At 73.9% G+C, this 15,783-nt stretch carries 13 protein-coding genes and 1 pseudogene; 9 read left to right on the forward strand and 5 right to left on the reverse strand.

The features are described 5' to 3' along the window. Nucleotides 1-8 precede the first annotated feature (8 nt). Together ABD067_RS02760 and ABD067_RS02765 are read right to left on the reverse strand one after the other, a co-directional pair. Nucleotides 9-983 (reverse strand): Bug family tripartite tricarboxylate transporter substrate binding protein, encoded by a 975-nt coding sequence (locus ABD067_RS02760; RefSeq protein WP_343893619.1) that lies wholly within the window; start codon nt 981-983, stop codon nt 9-11. A 105-nt stretch (nt 984-1,088) separates the two neighbouring features. Then, nucleotides 1,089-3,002 (reverse strand): sensor histidine kinase, encoded by a 1,914-nt coding sequence (locus ABD067_RS02765; RefSeq protein ID WP_343893620.1) that lies wholly within the window; start codon nt 3,000-3,002, stop codon nt 1,089-1,091. 192 nt (nt 3,003-3,194) lie between these two features. Between ABD067_RS02765 and ABD067_RS02770 the strand changes: the two genes are divergently transcribed. Genes ABD067_RS02770 through ABD067_RS02780 form a run of 3 tightly spaced genes read left to right on the forward strand, consistent with a single transcriptional unit; the run spans nt 3,195 to nt 7,776 of the window. Next, on the forward strand, nt 3,195-6,104 hold the full coding sequence (locus ABD067_RS02770; RefSeq protein ID WP_343893621.1) for a molybdopterin oxidoreductase family protein: 2,910 nt from the start codon (nt 3,195-3,197) through the stop codon (nt 6,102-6,104). Next, the gene (locus ABD067_RS02775; RefSeq protein ID WP_343893622.1) at nt 6,101-6,847 is read left to right on the forward strand and encodes a 4Fe-4S dicluster domain-containing protein; all 747 of its coding nucleotides are present in this window, start codon (nt 6,101-6,103) and stop codon (nt 6,845-6,847) included. Before ABD067_RS02770 ends, ABD067_RS02775 begins: the two co-directional genes overlap by 4 nt. Continuing rightward, complete coding sequence (locus tag ABD067_RS02780) at nt 6,844-7,776, forward strand: dimethyl sulfoxide reductase anchor subunit family protein (RefSeq protein WP_343893623.1); 933 nt, start codon at nt 6,844-6,846, stop codon at nt 7,774-7,776. Before ABD067_RS02775 ends, ABD067_RS02780 begins: the two co-directional genes overlap by 4 nt. Here the strand turns inward: ABD067_RS02780 and ABD067_RS02785 are convergent. Next, nucleotides 7,757-8,161, reverse strand: a complete 405-nt coding sequence (locus ABD067_RS02785) for a Uma2 family endonuclease (RefSeq protein WP_343893656.1) — start codon at nt 8,159-8,161, stop codon at nt 7,757-7,759. The two genes, ABD067_RS02780 and ABD067_RS02785, sit on opposite strands and share 20 nt — an antisense overlap. A 254-nt stretch (nt 8,162-8,415) precedes the next feature. Continuing rightward, nucleotides 8,416-9,930, reverse strand: a complete 1,515-nt coding sequence (locus tag ABD067_RS02790; RefSeq protein WP_343893624.1) for a hypothetical protein — start codon at nt 9,928-9,930, stop codon at nt 8,416-8,418. Between the two features lie 143 nt (nt 9,931-10,073). On the opposite strand from ABD067_RS02790, the gene ABD067_RS02795 reads away from it, so the two are divergent. The 5 genes and pseudogenes from ABD067_RS02795 (at nt 10,074) to ABD067_RS02815 (ending at nt 15,314) form a co-directional block, all read left to right on the forward strand. Continuing rightward, a complete protein-coding gene (locus ABD067_RS02795) occupies nt 10,074-10,811 on the forward strand; it encodes a ribonuclease activity regulator RraA (RefSeq protein ID WP_343893625.1) in 738 nt (245 codons plus the stop codon). A 498-nt stretch (nt 10,812-11,309) separates the two neighbouring features. Further along, nucleotides 11,310-11,495, forward strand: a complete 186-nt coding sequence (locus ABD067_RS02800) for a hypothetical protein (protein WP_343893626.1) — start codon at nt 11,310-11,312, stop codon at nt 11,493-11,495. 149 nt (nt 11,496-11,644) lie between these two features. Beyond that, nucleotides 11,645-12,698 (forward strand): annotated as a pseudogene (locus tag ABD067_RS02805) (IS630 family transposase); the annotation flags it as partial. A 225-nt stretch (nt 12,699-12,923) separates the two neighbouring features. Next, on the forward strand, nt 12,924-14,489 hold the full coding sequence (locus ABD067_RS02810; RefSeq protein WP_408871502.1) for an ISL3 family transposase: 1,566 nt from the start codon (nt 12,924-12,926) through the stop codon (nt 14,487-14,489). Nucleotides 14,490-14,738: 249 nt separating this feature from the next. Continuing rightward, nucleotides 14,739-15,314 carry a DUF1013 domain-containing protein gene (locus ABD067_RS02815; protein WP_343893628.1) on the forward strand — a complete coding sequence of 192 codons (576 nt, stop codon included), beginning with the start codon at nt 14,739-14,741 and terminating at the stop codon, nt 15,312-15,314. A gap of 40 nt (nt 15,315-15,354) precedes the next feature. On the opposite strand, the gene ABD067_RS02820 is transcribed toward ABD067_RS02815, so the two are convergent. Then, a complete protein-coding gene (locus ABD067_RS02820) occupies nt 15,355-15,525 on the reverse strand; it encodes a YdcH family protein (RefSeq protein WP_343893629.1) in 171 nt (56 codons plus the stop codon). Nucleotides 15,526-15,646: 121 nt separating this feature from the next. Here ABD067_RS02820 and ABD067_RS02825 point away from each other — a divergent pair. Continuing rightward, a partial coding sequence (locus ABD067_RS02825) for a YdcH family protein (RefSeq protein WP_343893657.1) occupies nt 15,647-15,783 on the forward strand: 137 nt, incomplete at its 3' end.

The following is a 15,783-nucleotide window of genomic DNA, read 5'->3' on the forward strand; positions in this document are numbered from 1 at the left end:
GCGGCCGGTCAGGCTCCGTCCACGGTGATGTTGAGGGCGCGGACCACGACGCCGTAGGCCTCGCGCTCGGACCGCTGGAGTTCCGCGAGCGCCTCCGGCGTGGAGGGCTCCGGCTTGGCGGCCTGGGTGCGCATGGCGGCGGCGAAGGAAGGCGCGCGCATCGCCTCGCGCGCCGCCGCGTTCAGCCGCGCCACCACCGCGGGCGGCGTGCGCGCGGGCACGTAGAGCGCTTGCCAGAGGCCGATGACCAAGTCCACGCCGAGTTCCCGCAAGGTGGGCGCGGCGGGCAGCAGCTCCAGCCGCTGGGGCGAGATCACCGCGAGGACGCGGGCGCGGCCGTCGCGCGCCATGGCTTCCGCGCCGCCGGCGGGCACCGCCATCACGTCCACCTGGCTCGCGGCGACCGCCTGCATGGCGGGCGCTTGGCCGGTGAAGGGCACGTGCAGCAGCTCCGCCTCCGCTTCGCGCGCGATCCGGGCGAAGGCCAGGTGCGCGGTGCTGCCGACGCCCCAGGAGCCGAACGAGAGCGCACCGGGCGCGCGCTTCGCCGCCGCCACGAGGCCGGCGAAGTCCTTGATCTCGGGCCGCGACGGGCCGGCCACGACGGCGAAGGGGATGGTGGCGACGAGCGAGACCGGCGCGAAGTCGCGCTCCGGGTCGTAGGCCAGGTTGCGGTAGGTGAGCGGGTTGATCGCCTGGGTGTCCACGATGCCCATGAACATCGTGTAGCCGTCCGGCGCGGCGCGGGCGGCGGCCAGCGCGCCGACGCCGCCCCCGGCGCCGGCGCGGTTCTCCACCACCACGGGCTGCCCGAGCACGGCCGTCAAAGGCTGCGCCAGCGCGCGCGAGACGATGTCGTTCGCGCCGCCGGGGTTGAAGCCGGAGATGATGCGGAGCGGGCGGTCGGGAAAGGCGAGCGCGGGCGACGAGAGCGACAGGGCGGCGCCCGTGCCCAACAGGGCGCGGCGGGTGGTGGCTGTCATCCGAGTCTCCCGGGTTGGGACCGGCGTTCTCCCTCGGCCGTCTTCTGCCGCCGCGCGCCGGGGCGGGCAAGTGCGCCGGCGGACGGCCCCCGCCGCGGGACGGCTTCAGGTCGCCGCCGATGCCGGCGGGGGAGGAGGATTCCGGTCGGACGCCGGGCGCAGCCGCGTGACGTTGCCATCCGGCGGCCATTCGCCTCCGGGCTGCGGCGCTCCCCCCGCCGCCGCTACGGCCGCCGGGAGCCACAAGGTCACGGTCGTCCCGCGGCCCAGCGCGGTCTCGATGGCCAGCGCCCCGCCCGCGCGTTCGGCGAAGCCGCGCGCCATGGCCAAGCCGAGGCCCGTGCCCCGTCCGCGCGGCTTCGTGGTGAAGAAGGGCTCGCCGGCGCGCGCCAGCGCCTCCGGCGACAGGCCGACGCCCGTGTCGCTCACGGACACCCGCGCGTACAGCCCCGGCGCCAACCTTTCCGGAGGGCGTCCGGCACCGCCCGCACGGCCCGCGCCGCCGGAGACGCGCTCCGGCGCCGCCCGGACCGCCACCTCGCCGCCGCCGGGCATCGCGTCGCGGGCGTTGACCGCGAGGTTCATCACCGCCGCTTCCAGCTCGCCGCGATCGCCCCGCACCAGCGCCGGCAACCCTCCCGCCTCCATGTAGCAGCGCAACCGGTGCGGGGCGCCTAGGGTGCGCGACAGGAGCTGGCACACGCTGGACACGGCCTCCGCCGGATCGGTCGCCGGCTCTGCGTCATCCTTGCCAGCGCCGTCTGCCCCTCGGTCGCGCCGGGCGAAATCGAGCATGCGCCGGGTCAGCGCCGCGCCGCGTCCGGCCGCTTCGTCGAGCATGCGCGCGAGCGAGCGCACGCGGTCCGGATCGCCGGCGTTCTGCTCGATGAGCCGAGCGCCGCCCTGCACGGCTTGGGCCACGTTGGCGAAGTCGTGCGCCACGCCAGCGGCGAGCTGGCCCAGCAGTTCCAGCCGCTGCCCTTGCCTGGCCGTGTCCTCGGCCGCGGCGCGGCGTTCCTGCTCCGCGGCGAGGCGCCGCGCCTGGCGCATGGCCGAGAGCACGGCGAGCGCGAGCGCCGTGGCGGCCAAGGCGCAGACCGCGCCGAGCGCCAGGAGGTGCTGCCGCCACGCCGCGAGCGCCGACGCCACCGGAACGCCGTAGCCGACGACGACCGGGTAGTCCCCGGCCCTGGCGTAAGCGAAAACCCGTTCGACGCCGTCGATCGACGAGGTGGACCGGTAGGTGGCGCCCGGCAGCCCTTGGCCCAGGCGGAGCATGAGCGGGCTGGTCTGCGGCGGCAGGCGCGGCAACGCCCCCGCCGCCTCCGGGAAGCGCGCCAGCACCTCGCCGTCGGTGCGGACGAGGGAAATCGCCACGCCGGCCTGGCCGCGCGCGGCCTCGGCCCAGAATCCGGTGAAGTAGGAGGCCGCGACGGCGACGTGGACCGTGCCGTCGAAAGCGCCGTCCGACGTGGTGCGGCGCCGGCTGATGCCGAAGTTGGACCGCTGGGTCGTCATGCCGACATAGGCGCGGCTGATGAAGGTGCCGCGGTCGGCCTCGCGCTGCGCCGACCAGAACTCGCGGTGGGCGACGGAGACGTAGCCGCCCGGCCCGAGCGGCAGGCTCGCCGCCCATTGCCGCCCTTCGGCGTCGGTGAGGGCGAGGGCCGAGACCTGCGGCAGGCCGGCGTGCATCGCCCGCATCTCCGCCGACAGCGCGGCCGAGGCGGCGCGGATCTCGTCCCAACCCATCCCTTGGGTGCGGCGGTCGAGCTGGCGCACCAGCAACTCGTGCGTCTCGAGCGCCTTGAGGGCGTGCTCGCGGAGCACCGCCGCCGCCCCGCGGGCGTCGTCCTCAAGCCCGCGGAGCAGTTGCGCGCGGTCGTACCAAGCTGCACCGGCGAACAACAGCGCGGGCACCGCGACGGAGGCGGCCAGCGCGAGCCGCAGCCGGCGCAGCGTGCGGATCGCCGCCTTGTGTTGCGCGTTCGTGCGCCTCAGCAGTTCCGGGTCCACCATGCCAGCCGGTTCCGCCCTGCCGCCGCACCGTCGCCGACACGGCGGCCAATCCGGCGCATCCGCCCGCCCAACATAAGCCCACGGACGAGCGGCCCGCCACCCTTCGGCATCGGGCACCGCCTGCGGCGGATGGGAATTGCTTCCGTTGGCGGGGCGTGCCTTACTCGGCGCCATGCCCCTCGGAGCCGCCTGATGCCGGAAGCGCCGACCCCGCCGTCGCACGCCTTCCCCTCGACTTCGCCGACCGCCGACCCGCAGGTGCAGTACTCCACGCCGGTCGGCGACGAAGCGAAATTCACCACCTGCTACATGTGCGCCTGCCGCTGCGGCATCAAAGTCCACCTGAAGGACGGGCGCGTCCGCTACATCGAGGGCAACCCGGACCACCCGGTCAACAAGGGCGTGCTCTGCGGCAAGGGCTCGGCCGGCATCATGACGCAGTACTCGCCGGCGCGGCTCAAGGCGCCGCTCCGGCGCCTGGGGGAGCGCGGCTCGGGCGAGTTCGAGGAGATCTCTTGGGACGAGGCCTTGGAGACCGCCACAGGCTGGCTCAAGCGCGTGCGGGAAACGGACCCGAAGCGCCTCGCCTTCTTCACCGGGCGGGACCAGAGCCAGGCGCTCACCGGCTTCTGGGCGGCGCAGTTCGGCACGCCCAACTTCGCGGCGCACGGGGGCTTCTGTTCCGTGAACATGGCGGCGGGCGGGCTCTACTCGATCGGCGGCGCGTTCTGGGAATTCGGCGAGCCGGACTGGGATCGCTCGCGCCTGTTCCTGATGTTCGGCGTGGCGGAGGACCACGACAGCAACCCGCTCAAGCTCGGCCTGTCGCGCCTGAAGGAGCGCGGGGCGAAGTTCGTCTCGGTGAACCCGGTGCGGACCGGCTACTCCGCCATCGCCGACGAGTGGGTTGGCATCCGGCCGGGCACCGACGGCTTGCTCGTGCTGGCGCTGGTCCATGAGTTGCTGCGGACGGACCGCGTCGATGGCGAGTTCCTGGCGCGGTACACCAACGCGACTTGGCTGATCGTGCGGAATCCAGGCGGCGCGGACGACGGGCTGGTCGCGCGCGGCGAAGGCGGCAAGCCGCTCGCCTGGGATCGCGCGCGGGGCGCGGTGGACGCCGCGCTGCCCGACCTCTCACCGGTCCTGGCCGGCGACTTCACGCTGCCCGACAGGCGGCGCGCGCGACCGGTGTTCCACCTGATGGCGGAGCGCTACCTCGGCGCCGAGTACGCGCCGGACGCGGTGGCGGAGCGGTGCGGCGTGCCGGCGGAGCGCATCCGGCGCTTGGCAGCGGAGATCGCCCGTGTGGCGTTCGAGCAGCCGGTGGTGATCGAGCAGCCCTGGACGGACACCTACGGCCGTCGGCACGAGCGCATGGTGGGGCGGCCGGTGTCGTTCCACGCGATGCGCGGCATTTCCGCGCACTCCAACGGCTTCCACACCTGCCGGGCGCTGCACCTGTTGCAGATGCTGCTGGGCGCGGTGGATACGCCCGGTTCCTGGCGCTACAAGTCGCCCTTCCCGCGGCCGATCCCGCCGGCGCCCGGGCCGGCCGGCAAGGGTTCGAAGCCGAACACGCCGCTTTCGGGCAACATCCTCGCCTTCCCGCACGGGCCGGACGACCTGCTGGTCAACGACGACGGCTCGCCCATACGCATCGACAAGGCGTTCTCCTGGGAGGCGCCGCTCGGGCTGCACGGGGCGATGCACACCGTCATCGGCAACGCCGGCGCGGGCGACCCCTACCCCATCGACACGCTGTTCATGTTCATGGCCAACATGGCCTGGAACAGCGCCATGAACCCGGGCGAGACGACGCGCATCCTGACGGAGAAGCGCGCCGACGGGGAGTACGTGATACCCCACGTCATCTACTCCGACGCCTACTTCTCGGAAACGGTGCCCTACGCCGACCTGATCCTGCCGGACACCACCTACCTCGAACGGTGGGACTGCATCTCCATCCTCGACCGGCCGATCGGCAGCGCGCACGGGGCAGGCGACGCCATCCGCCAGCCGGTGATCGAGCCCGACCGCGACGTGCGGCCGTTCCAGGACGTGTTGATCGACCTCGGCGCGCGGCTCGGCCTGCCGGCCTTCGTCAAGGAGGACGGCTCGCCCCGCTACAAGGACTACCCGGACTACATCGTGAACCACGAGCGGACGCCCGGCGTCGGGCCACTCGCGGGCTGGCGCGGCGCGGACGGGACGAAGAAGGGCAAGGGCGAGCCGAACCCGGACCAGCTCAAGCGCTACGTGGAGAACGGCTGCTTCTGGCTCGACCACCTGCCCCCCGAACAGGGCTTCTTCAAGCACGCGAACCGCGACTACCTCGAACAGGCCAAGGCGATGGGACTGGTCGGGAGCGCCGGGCAGATTGTGCTCCAGATCTGGTCGGAGCCGTTGCAGAAGTTCCGCCTCGCCGCGGAAGGGCACGGCGCGGTGCGGCCGCCCGACCGGCTGCGCGAGCGCGTGCGCACCTACTGCGACCCGCTGCCGATCTGGTACGCGCCGCTGGAGCACGGGGCGCAGGACCTGTCGCGCTTCCCGGTTTCGGCCATCACGCAGCGGCCGATGGCGCACTACCATTCCTGGGGCTCGATGAACGCTTGGCTGCGGCAGATCCACGGCTCCAACCGGCTCTACATGGCGCGGTCCAGGGCGCGGGAGATGGGCCTCGGCGAAGACGATTGGGTCTGGGTGGAGAGCCGCGCCGGGCGCCTGAAATGCCAGCTCCGGCTGATGGAGGGCGTGAACCCGGACACGGTCTGGACCTGGAACGCCATCGGCAAGCGCGCCGGCGCGTGGGGGCTGACGGAGGACAGCCCGGAGGCGAACCAGGGCTTCCTGCTCAACCACGTCATCTCCGAGTGGCTGCCGGCGCAGCAGGGCTTCCGGCTCGCCAACAGCGACCCGGTGACGGGGCAAGCGGCGTGGTACGACCTGCGCGTGCGGATCGAGCGCGCGGCGCCGGAGGAAGCGGGCGTGGTCTCGCCGCGCCCCGATCCCCTGCGCGCCCCGCCGCACCTCGGCGAGCGCCGGCCGGAGGTGCTGCGCTTCAACGCCAACGCGCCCGCCATCGGGGCGGCGCCGCGATGACCTCCCTCCCCGACCGTCCGCCCGGCGCGAAGAAGCTCGGCCTTGTCATCGACCTCGACACCTGCGTCGGCTGCCAGGCCTGCGCCACCAACTGCAAGGAGTGGAACGCCTCCGGCCACAGCGCGCCCTTGCCGGACTTCCACCCCTACTCCGCCGGCGCCGAGGGCGTATGGTTCAACCGCGTCCATTCCTACGAGGCGGGCGAGGGCAACGGGGGGCGCACCGTCCACTTCCCGCGCTCCTGCCTGCATTGCGAGAACGCGGCCTGCGTCACCGTCTGCCCGACCGGCGCCTCCTACAAGCGCGCCGAGGACGGGATCGTGCTGGTCAACGCCGAGACCTGCATCGGCTGCGGACTCTGCGCCTGGGCCTGCCCCTACGGCGCGCGGGAGATGGACGAGGACTCGGGCGTGATGAAGAAGTGCACGCTCTGCATCGACCGCATCTACAACGAGACCATCCCGGAAGCGCAGCGCCAGCCGGCTTGCGTCATCACCTGCCCGACGCGGGCGCGGCACTTCGGCGACCTGGGCGACCCGGACAGCGCGGTGTCGCAACTGGTGGCCCGGCGCGGCGGGCAGGACCTGATGCCGGAACTCGGCTACGCGCCGGTGAACAAGTACCTGCCGCCGCGGGAGCGCTCCTCCGCGCTCACCGAAGCCAAGCCGGTGGAGGAGGCGCCGACGCCGATGGACATCGCCAACCCGCTGCTGCGGTGGATGGACCGGGTCCTGTCGCGGTGAATCCCGCGCCGTCCATCGTCTTCTTCACCACCGCTTCCGGCGCCGGCTACGGGCTGCTGTTCTGGCTGGGCTTGTTGCGGGCGCTCGGCTGGGGCGCCGGGGCGCCGCCTTCCTTCGGCGCGGCAGCCGTCCTGCTGGCGCTGGCGCTCATCACCGCCGGGCTGCTGTCGTCGCTCGCGCATCTCGGCAACCCGCAGCGGGCGTGGCGGGCGCTGTCGCAATGGCGATCCTCCTGGCTCTCGCGCGAGGGCGTGGCGGCGGTGCTGACCTACCCGCCGGCGCTGCTGTTCCTCTCGGCGCTGTGGTTCGGGTGGCCGGGGTTGGCGGTCGTCGGCGGGCTGCTGTCGGCGGCGGGCGCCGTCGCCACGGTGTACTGCACGGCGATGATCTACGCCTCGCTCAAGACGGTGCGGCAGTGGCGGCACCCGCTGGTCGTGCCCGGCTACTTCGCCATGGCGGCGTTGAGCGGCGCCGCACTGCTGGCCGCCTTGGCGGCGGCGTGGGGCTTGCGGGGCGCCGTCCTTGTGCCGGCGGCGCTGGCCGTGCTGGGGGGAGTCGCCGCCCTGGCGCTGAAGCTCGCCTACTGGCGCGCGGTGGACGCCGGCCTGCCCGGGCCGACGGCGGAGAGCGCCACCTCGCTCGGCGCCATCGGCCGCGTCCGCCCGCTCGACCCGCCGCACACGCAGCAGAACTACCTCTTGCGGGAGATGGGCTTCCGCGTCGCCCGCAAGCACGCGGCGCGGCTCAGGGCCGTCGCGCTTGCGGCGGGCTTCGCGGCGCCGGCAGCCCTGGCGCTGCTTGCCTTGGCCGGGGCGCCCGCGGCGCCGCTGCTGGCGCTCGGCGCGCTGCTCGCGCTGCTCGGCGTGCTGGTGGAGCGGTGGCTGATGTTCGCCGAGGCGACGCACACCGTCATGCTCTACTACCGCTGACGGCGCCGCGGCTTCGATCCTCGGGGTAGAAGTCGGCGATGGCGAACTCGGAGCCCAGCGGGTCGAACCGGACCGATCCGTCCACCAGCACCCGGCTCTCGATGCCCGCGCCGTCGTCGCTTCGCCGGTGATGGATGACCTGCGGGCGATCCGCGCGCAGGATGAGGTGGTGCCGCACCGACAGCATCCCGAGGCAATCGGCCAGCTTCGCGCCGGTGCCCACCGATCGCGTGGACGGCGACAGGACCTCCACCACGACCGCCGGATGCGGCACCGCCGCGACGTCCGGGGCCAACGGACAGCCGCAGTTCACCACCGCGTCCGGCTCGTGGCCATCGTCCCCGATCTCGACCGCAATGCCGTCGCCAAACGCTTGGCACGGCAGCCCGGCCGCGCGCGGCCGCGTCGGGCGCCCGCCAAGCTCGCATCCTTGCCAAGTTGCGCGCGGCGCGTTCGGGCGCCACGGTCAGAACTTCGCCCGCCACCGGCTCGAAGCGGCCGCGCGGCTGCGCTTCCGCCCAACGGCGGTACCCCGCGCGGGGCATCCGGAGCGGCGGCTTGGCCAGCGGAGCGTCCTTGCCGCCACGCCACCACCGGGGCCGCCTTCCCGCCATCGGGCGCGGGACGGCGGCATTCGGGCTACTCCAGCACAACCTCGCCGCCGGCGCAGATGTCGCGTGCCGGCAGGCGCAACTCGCGCCCGTCGCCGAACACCGCCGTCAGGTCGGCGAGGCAGCGCGCCGGGCCGGGCGGCAGGTCCTCCGGCGGGGCGAACTCCATGCTCTCGCCCGCGGGCAGCTCTGCGTGATCGAGGCGGTCGGGGCCGCGCGGCGCGCCGATCGGGTCGGCGTGCAGCGCCACCAGCGGCGCCGCGGCGGCGTTGCGGAGCCGCACGCCGCCGCTCGGCAGGGCGGCGGCCGGGGCTTTGGGCGCGGGAGTGGCGGCGTCCTCCTCGTCGCGCTGCGGGGCGGGCGGCGGCGCGAGCCGCTCGTCCAGCGTCCAGCCCGGGCGCAGCGCGATCAGGGTTTCGGCACAGATGTCGATGGCCCGGCGCTCTTCCGCCGCTTCCGTGTCGAACACGACGCGGAGGTCGGCGTGGCAGCCGCCTTCGAAGGCGGCTTCATAGCGGGCGCCGGGGATTATCACCGCGGCGCCGAGCACGTCCTCGCCCCAGTCGCTCCCTTTGGTCGGGGCCAGGAAGGCCTGCCGCACGGTGCGGCGGTGGTCGTTCAGCAACACCACCCGGCGCGGCGCCTCGTCCGGGCGCTCCCCGAACACGACGCCCTGCACGGCGCAGAGGTCCACGCCGTCCTTCACCTCCTCGCGGTTGCTCGCCGACACGGCCCGGAGGTCGAAGCGGCAGTCGCGGGAACGGACGCGCAGGCGGAAGTCGTCGCGCGGCGCGATCGTCGCCGCGCCGAGCCGGTCCGCGCCCCAGCCGCCGCCCCCGCCGGCCGGGCGGGCGTACAGTTCGCGGATGCCGGCGCGGCCGCGATTGACCACCGGCACTTCGCGCACTGGCGCCGTCGCGTCGCCGAAGGCCATGCGGCGCGCGCGGCAGAGGTCCACGCGCTCCCGCGCCTGCTCCGTGTCGTCGGCGAACACGGCGCGCACGTCGAACACGCAAGCCGCTTGGCCCGCGCCGCGCAGCCGGAGGACATGGCTGCCGCCCGCCTCCACCGTTTCCGATCCTAGGCGGTCGCGCCCACGCTCGCGCGAGCCGGGCGGGGACAGGTACAACTCGCGGAGGGCGACGTCGGTGTCGTTCTGCACCTCCACCTCCCGCGCCGGGCCGGTGTCGGCGAAGGCGGCGCGCGGGGCGCCGCGGCAGGCGTCGAAGCGCCGCCGCTCCTCCTCGCCGTCCTCGAACACGGCCACAGCCTGCCAGGCGCAGGTCGCCGGGCGCCGGTCGAGCGGCACGCGCAGGCTGGCCCGCGGCGGCAGCACCCCGTTGCCGAGCCGGTCGGGCCCGCGGTCCTCGGCCCCGGCCGGATGGACGAAGAGTTCGCGCAGCACGCGGCCTGTGTCGTTGGCCACCGTCGCCTCGCGCGCCGGGGCGCGCGGCGCAGGGCGCTGGGCGGCGTCCTCGCCCGCGGGCTGCGCCGCGGCCGGCGCCGCGAGCGCCACCAAGGATGCGAGGACGACGCGCAGCATCGGCACGGACTCCATTCTTCCGGCGCAATATGCGCGATGCAAACCTATGGTTGCAAGGTCGCGGCGTTGCTGGTGCGCAGGATGTTGCCGCGTGCGGCGGAGCGGCCACTATGCGCCACCCCACCACGAGGATGACGCCAGGCATGCCGCTCGATCCCGCCACCAAGGCCAAGCTGGAGGGCATCTCCACGGCCACCGTCACCACCTTGCTGCTCAAGAAGGGCCTGCGGAACATCTGGATGCGCGGGCCGCTCCCCTTCACCGCTGCCGCGCGCGGCAAGCGGCTGGTCGGCCCCGCCTTCACCCTGCGCTTCGTGCCGGCGCGGGAGGATCTGGCGACGCCCGAGAGTTGGTCGTCGCCGCGCTCCACCCGCGCCGCCATCGAGGCCATGCCGGCGGGCTGCGTCGCCGTGGCGGACGCCATGGGCGTGACGGACGCCGGCATCTTCGGCGACATCCTATGCGCCCGGCTGATGAAGCGCGGCGTGGCCGCCCTCGTCACGGACGGCGTGGTGCGCGACGTGGCCGGGGTGGAAGGCACCGGGATGCCGGTTTGGAGCCGCGGCGGAGCGGCGCCGCCCTCCGTCGCCGGCCTCACCTTCGTCGGCTGGCAGGAGCCGGTGGGCTGCGGCGGGGTTGCGGTGTTCCCGGACGACGTGGTCGTGGCCGACGGCGACGGCGCGGTGTGCATCCCGGCGGCGCTGGTGGACGAGGTGGCGAACGGGGGCGAGGAGCAGGAGCGGCTGGAAGCGTGGATACTCGGCCGCGTCGAGGCGGGCGACGCGTTGCCGGGCCTTTACCCGCCGAACGCCGAGAATAGGGCACGCTACGACGCGGAGAAGAAGCGGTTGGGCGTGCACCTGCCCGCCACAGGGCCATGAGGCCCGCGCAGTGGGCGGGCCCTCGCGGCCGGTCCGTCGTTGCTTCGGGCGAAGAACTGGCACGCGGGCGGCGGCCCCGCGCGCGGACAGCATCGACGGCCACTTGGGTCCGGGCCCGTTCAACCGGCGCGCCGTGTTCGACAGCGTGGGCTTCATCCACGTCCTGACGCGGGAGCGGGCGGGACTGGCTCCCCTGCTGCGCCTTCGCCGTGCCGCGCCGGATGGTGCAGGAAGCGCCGAACAGCTGCGCCGCCCTCCTCTGCTCGCGGTCGTCGAGGCCCCCGCCCACGCCGACGAGGCGGGGAACCGGAAGGAGGTGGCCGCGGCGATCAATGCGCAGCACTGCCTCAACCGGCCGCGGACGGCGGCGGAGCAGGCGTCGACCGGCAACTTTGGCGACGGCCCCGGCAAGGTGCGGCGCGTGCCGGAGCGCATCGGCGGCTTCGCCCCCCTCCCCCGGCATCCCATGGCGGCGTGGATGCTCACCCGTAGGAAGTGTTGGAGGTGGGGCGGATGGCGGCGGAGTCGCACCACGCGCGGGGATTGGCCGAGGTGTTCGGCCTCGACGAGGGGGAGGAAGCGACGCTCTGCGAGATCCCCTATCGCGGCGCCCAGCCCATGCCTCCGGCCGAACCTCTCGTCTACCGCTTCTACGGGCTCGTGCTGGTCTATGGCACGATTTGAAAGGAGATGATCCACGAGGAGATCGACGACGGCATCATGCCCGCCACCCACCACGACATGCGGCTAGCGTCCTGACCGGGAAGTTTCTGCGATTATCCCCCCGGCCGAGGGATGGTCGCCATGGGCAGGGCCGCGGCCGGGATCGAGCTGAGCGCGGCGGAGCGCGGCCGCTGGCCCGGGCGCACAAGACCGGCCAAGCCATGGCGCGTCGGGCGCGCATCGTGCTGGCGGCCGCGGCGGGGTTGGAGAACAAGGCGACCCGCGCCGAGGTCGGGGCGGACGCCAACACGGCCGGCGAGTGGCGCCGCCGCTTCGCTGCGCGTCGGCTTGGCGGTTTGCTGGACGAGCCGGGGCCGGGGACGCCCCGCGAGACCGGCGACGGCGAGATCGCCGCCACGATCCGGCTGACGCTGGAGGCGGCGCCGCCGGGGACGACGCACTGGTCGCTGCGCTCGATGGCCGAGGCGGTCGGCTACGCGCCGTCCACCATCCACCGCGTCTGGCGCGCCTTCGGGCTGCAGCCGCACCGGGCCGAGGCCCCCAAGCTCTCGAACGGCCCGCTCTTCGCGGAGAAGGTCCGCGACACCGTCGGCCTCCACCTGGCGCCGCCCGAGCGGGCGCTGGCGCTGCGCGTGGGCGAGAAGCCGCAGATCCAGGCGCTCGACCGCAGCCAGCCGTTGCTGCCGATGCGCCCGGGCCGGGCCGAACGGCGGCCCCGCGACCACGCCCGCCACGGCGCGACCTCGCTGTTCGCCGCGCCCGGCATCGCCACCGGCGCGGCGATCGGCCGTCGCCGTCCCGAGCACCGCTCGAGCGGGTTCCGGAAGTCCCTGGACCAGGTCGGGGCCAGCGTGCCCCCTGGCCCCGACGTCCACCTCGTGATGGGCAACTGCGCCACCCACAAGACCAAGCCGCTCCGCGACCGGCCCGCCAAGCGGCCGCGGCGGCGCGTCCATTTCACGCCCGCCGGCGCCCCTCGGATCAACCAAGTCGAGCGCCTCTTCGCCCCGATCGCCGACAAGCAGATCCGGCGCGGCGTCCACCCAAGCGCTCGAGAGCGACATCCGCGCCCTCATCGGCGCCCGCGACGCCGACCCCAAGCCCTTCCGCTGGACCGCGTCCGCCGACGACATCCCCGCCGCCGTCCAGCGCTTCTGCGTCAGGACCCAGCAGACCGGAAGGATTACGGAATCAGGACGCTAAACGCTTTCCAGCTTGTCAAGGCGGTCGCGGGCCAGGGGCGAGCGACTGGGCGCCCCTTCGAGAGGTGTCGGACGGCTGAGCCCCGCGGGGTCGGCCCGGGCGCCGATAGGGGTCGCCGGACAGGTTCATCCGCACATCCTGTGACGGCGGCAGGTTCTGGACGGCGTATTGGCGGCGCTCGCCGCGATGGCCGAGACTCGCCCGATGCGGTTCTCCCCCATCCAGATCCCGGCGGCGCCGGCCGGGTTGCTGGTCGAGGCGGTCGCGGTCGAGCCCGACCGCGTCGTCATCACGGCTTGTGCCGACGCGCCGGGCGCCTCTTGCCCGGCCTGCGGCGCCGTGGCCGGCAAGGTCCACGGCCATTACTGGCGGATGCTCGCCGACCTGCCCTGGCACGACCGCCGCGTCGTTTGGCGCCTCCGGGTCCGGCGCTTCCGTTGCGACCGCTGCGAACGGCGCACCTTCGCCGAGCGCCTGCCGGACGTCGCCGCGCCCAAGGCGCGGCGGACGGGGCGCCTCGCCCGCGCGCAGGCCGGCATCGGCCTGGCGGTCGGCGGCGAGCCGGGGGCGCGGCTCTCGTCCGGGCTCGCCATGCCGGTGAGCGGCGACACGGTGCTGCGCTTGGTCCGCAAGCTGCCGGCCCCGCCCCGTCCCGCGCCGCGCGTGGTCGGGGTCGACGACTGGGCGTGGCGCCGCGGCCGGCGCTACGGGACCATCGTGTGCGACCTGGAACGGCGGCGCGTGGTCGACCTCCTGCCGGACCGCTCCGCCGCGCCCCTGCGGGCTTGGCTGGAGCGACACCTGGGCGTCGCCGTCGTCAGCCGCGACAAGGCCGGGTCCTATGCGGAGGCCGCCCGCACCGGGGCTCCCGGCGCCCTGCAGGTGGCGGACCGGTGGCACCTCCTGGTCAACGCGTCGGACGCGCTGCGCGGGGTGATTGAGCGCCACCAAGCGAAGCTGCGCGAGGCGGCCCGGCTCTGCGCCGCGAAGGGGAAGGCTCCCGCGGCCCGGCCAACACCGGCGAAGCCTCCCCGGCCGGGCGCGGAGGCGCCGGACGCCCGACGACGGACGCGCTTCGATGCCGTCATCCGCTTGCACGCGCAAGGCGTGCCCATCAAGCGGATCGCGCGCCGGACCGGGGTGGCCCGGAACGCGGTCCGGCGTTGGCTGCGGGCCGGCGAGTACGTCCCCTACCGGCGCGCGCCCGGACCGAGCCTGCTGGATCGGCATCTCACCTTCGTCGAGGAGCGTTGGCGCGCCGGCCAGCGCAGCAGCGCCGCGCTCTGGCGCGCCCTGCAGGAGCGGGGGTTCGAGGGCGGCTACGACATCGTCCGGCGCTGGGCCAAGCGACGCCGCGCGGACGGGGGCCCCGAAGAACCGGGCGCGGCCAGCCCGTCCTGGCGCGTGCCGTCGAGCCGCCGAGCGGCCCGCCTCCTGACGGGCGACCCGGCCTCGCTGGACGACGCCGGCCGCCTGTTCGCCGCCACCCTCCGGGCGATCGCGCCCGGGATCCGGGCCGCGGCCGACCTCGTCGGCGCCTTCGGCCGGGTCATCCGCGGCGGCGACGCCGACGCGCTCGACACGTGGCTCGACGCCGCTTCGGCCACGCCGCTGCGTTCCTTCGCCGAAGGTCTCCGCGCCGACCGCCAAGCCGTGCGCGCCGCCGTCGCCGAGCCCTGGAGCAACGGTCCGGTCGAAGGGCAGATCAACCGCCTGAAGCTGATCAAGCGGCAGATGTTCGGCCGCGCCAAGTTCGACCTGCTCCGGCAGCGCGTGCTGCACGCCGCCTGATCCGAACCGACGCGGGTCGAGGGCGTGGCGATCTGCCCGCCGTCACAGGATGTGCGGATGAACCGCCGGACAAAGTCGACAGGGCCGATTCGGCGCTTGGTGGCGCACTGCGCACCACGGGGACGTTCCGCCGCCACGAGGGGGGGGGGAACCCGCGCCCTTTGACCCGCCAGAGGGCGCTCTCTATATGCCCGTCCTGTCCGGCCGGACGCGCCCATCCGCGCGCCGCGGCGACTTGAAGGTTTCTCTATGGCCCAGCCGCTCATGCCGAAGGCCACCGCCGTGTGGCTCATCGAGAAGACGTCGCTCACGTTTGAGCAGGTCGCCGATTTCGTCGGTATGCACCCGCTGGAGGTGCAGGCGATCGCCGACGGAGAGGTGGCGCAAGGCATCATCGGGTACGATCCCGTCTTGAACGGGCAGCTCACGCGCGAGGAGATCGCGCGCTGCGAAGCGGATTCCTCCGCGCGCCTGAACATCACGCACAGCGCGCTTCCGATCCCCAAAGCGCGCAGCAAGGGCGCCCGCTACACGCCGGTTTCGAAGCGAAACGACAGGCCGGATGGCATTGCTTGGCTGCTCCGAAACCATCCGCAGCTCACCGAGCAGCAGATCTCCAAGCTCCTGGGCACCACCAAAGACACCATCGCCAAGGTGCGGGACCGCAGCCATTGGAACAGCGCCAACATCAAGCCGCGCGACCCGGTGATCCTCGGTTTGGTCACCCAATCGGATCTGAACGCCGCGCTCGCCGCAGCCGGGGATCGCGCCGGGGGCGGCGCGCCGCCCCCGGCCGCCGATGCACCTGAAGAAACCGCGGCCTGACGCGTGGCCGGCGCGCCCGGGTTCCGTCGCGCCGATTGGTTCAGGCGTCGCGGCGCAGGCGTTCGATCTCTTCCTTCAACCGCAGCTTTTCCAGCTTGAGGCGGGACAACTCGGCGGCGTCCGGGCGCGGTCGGGTGTCTTCTTCGACGATCTGCCGCTCCAGCGCCGCATGGCGTTCTTCCAGGGTCTTCAGCCTCGGCGATGGCGCCATACGGATGCCTCCTCATTCCGGCTTCGGTGCGTTGCCGGCTGGATTGTTGCGCCGGCGGCCGGGCATGATATGGCCCGCGGCGTTCCTCCGCAGCCCCGATCCTGCTACGGATGCCGCTCCGATGCTCGATGACCGCGAATCCCTGCTCCGGCGGCTGCACGAGATGCGCAGCGAGCACCGCGATCTCGACACGGTCATCGCGCGCCTCAGCGCGGAACGGACGGACCAGTTGCAGGTGCAGCGTTTGAAGAAGCGCAA

This window comes from Craurococcus roseus (genome assembly GCF_039523795.1).
Taxonomy (GTDB): Bacteria; Pseudomonadota; Alphaproteobacteria; order Acetobacterales; family Acetobacteraceae; genus Craurococcus; species Craurococcus roseus.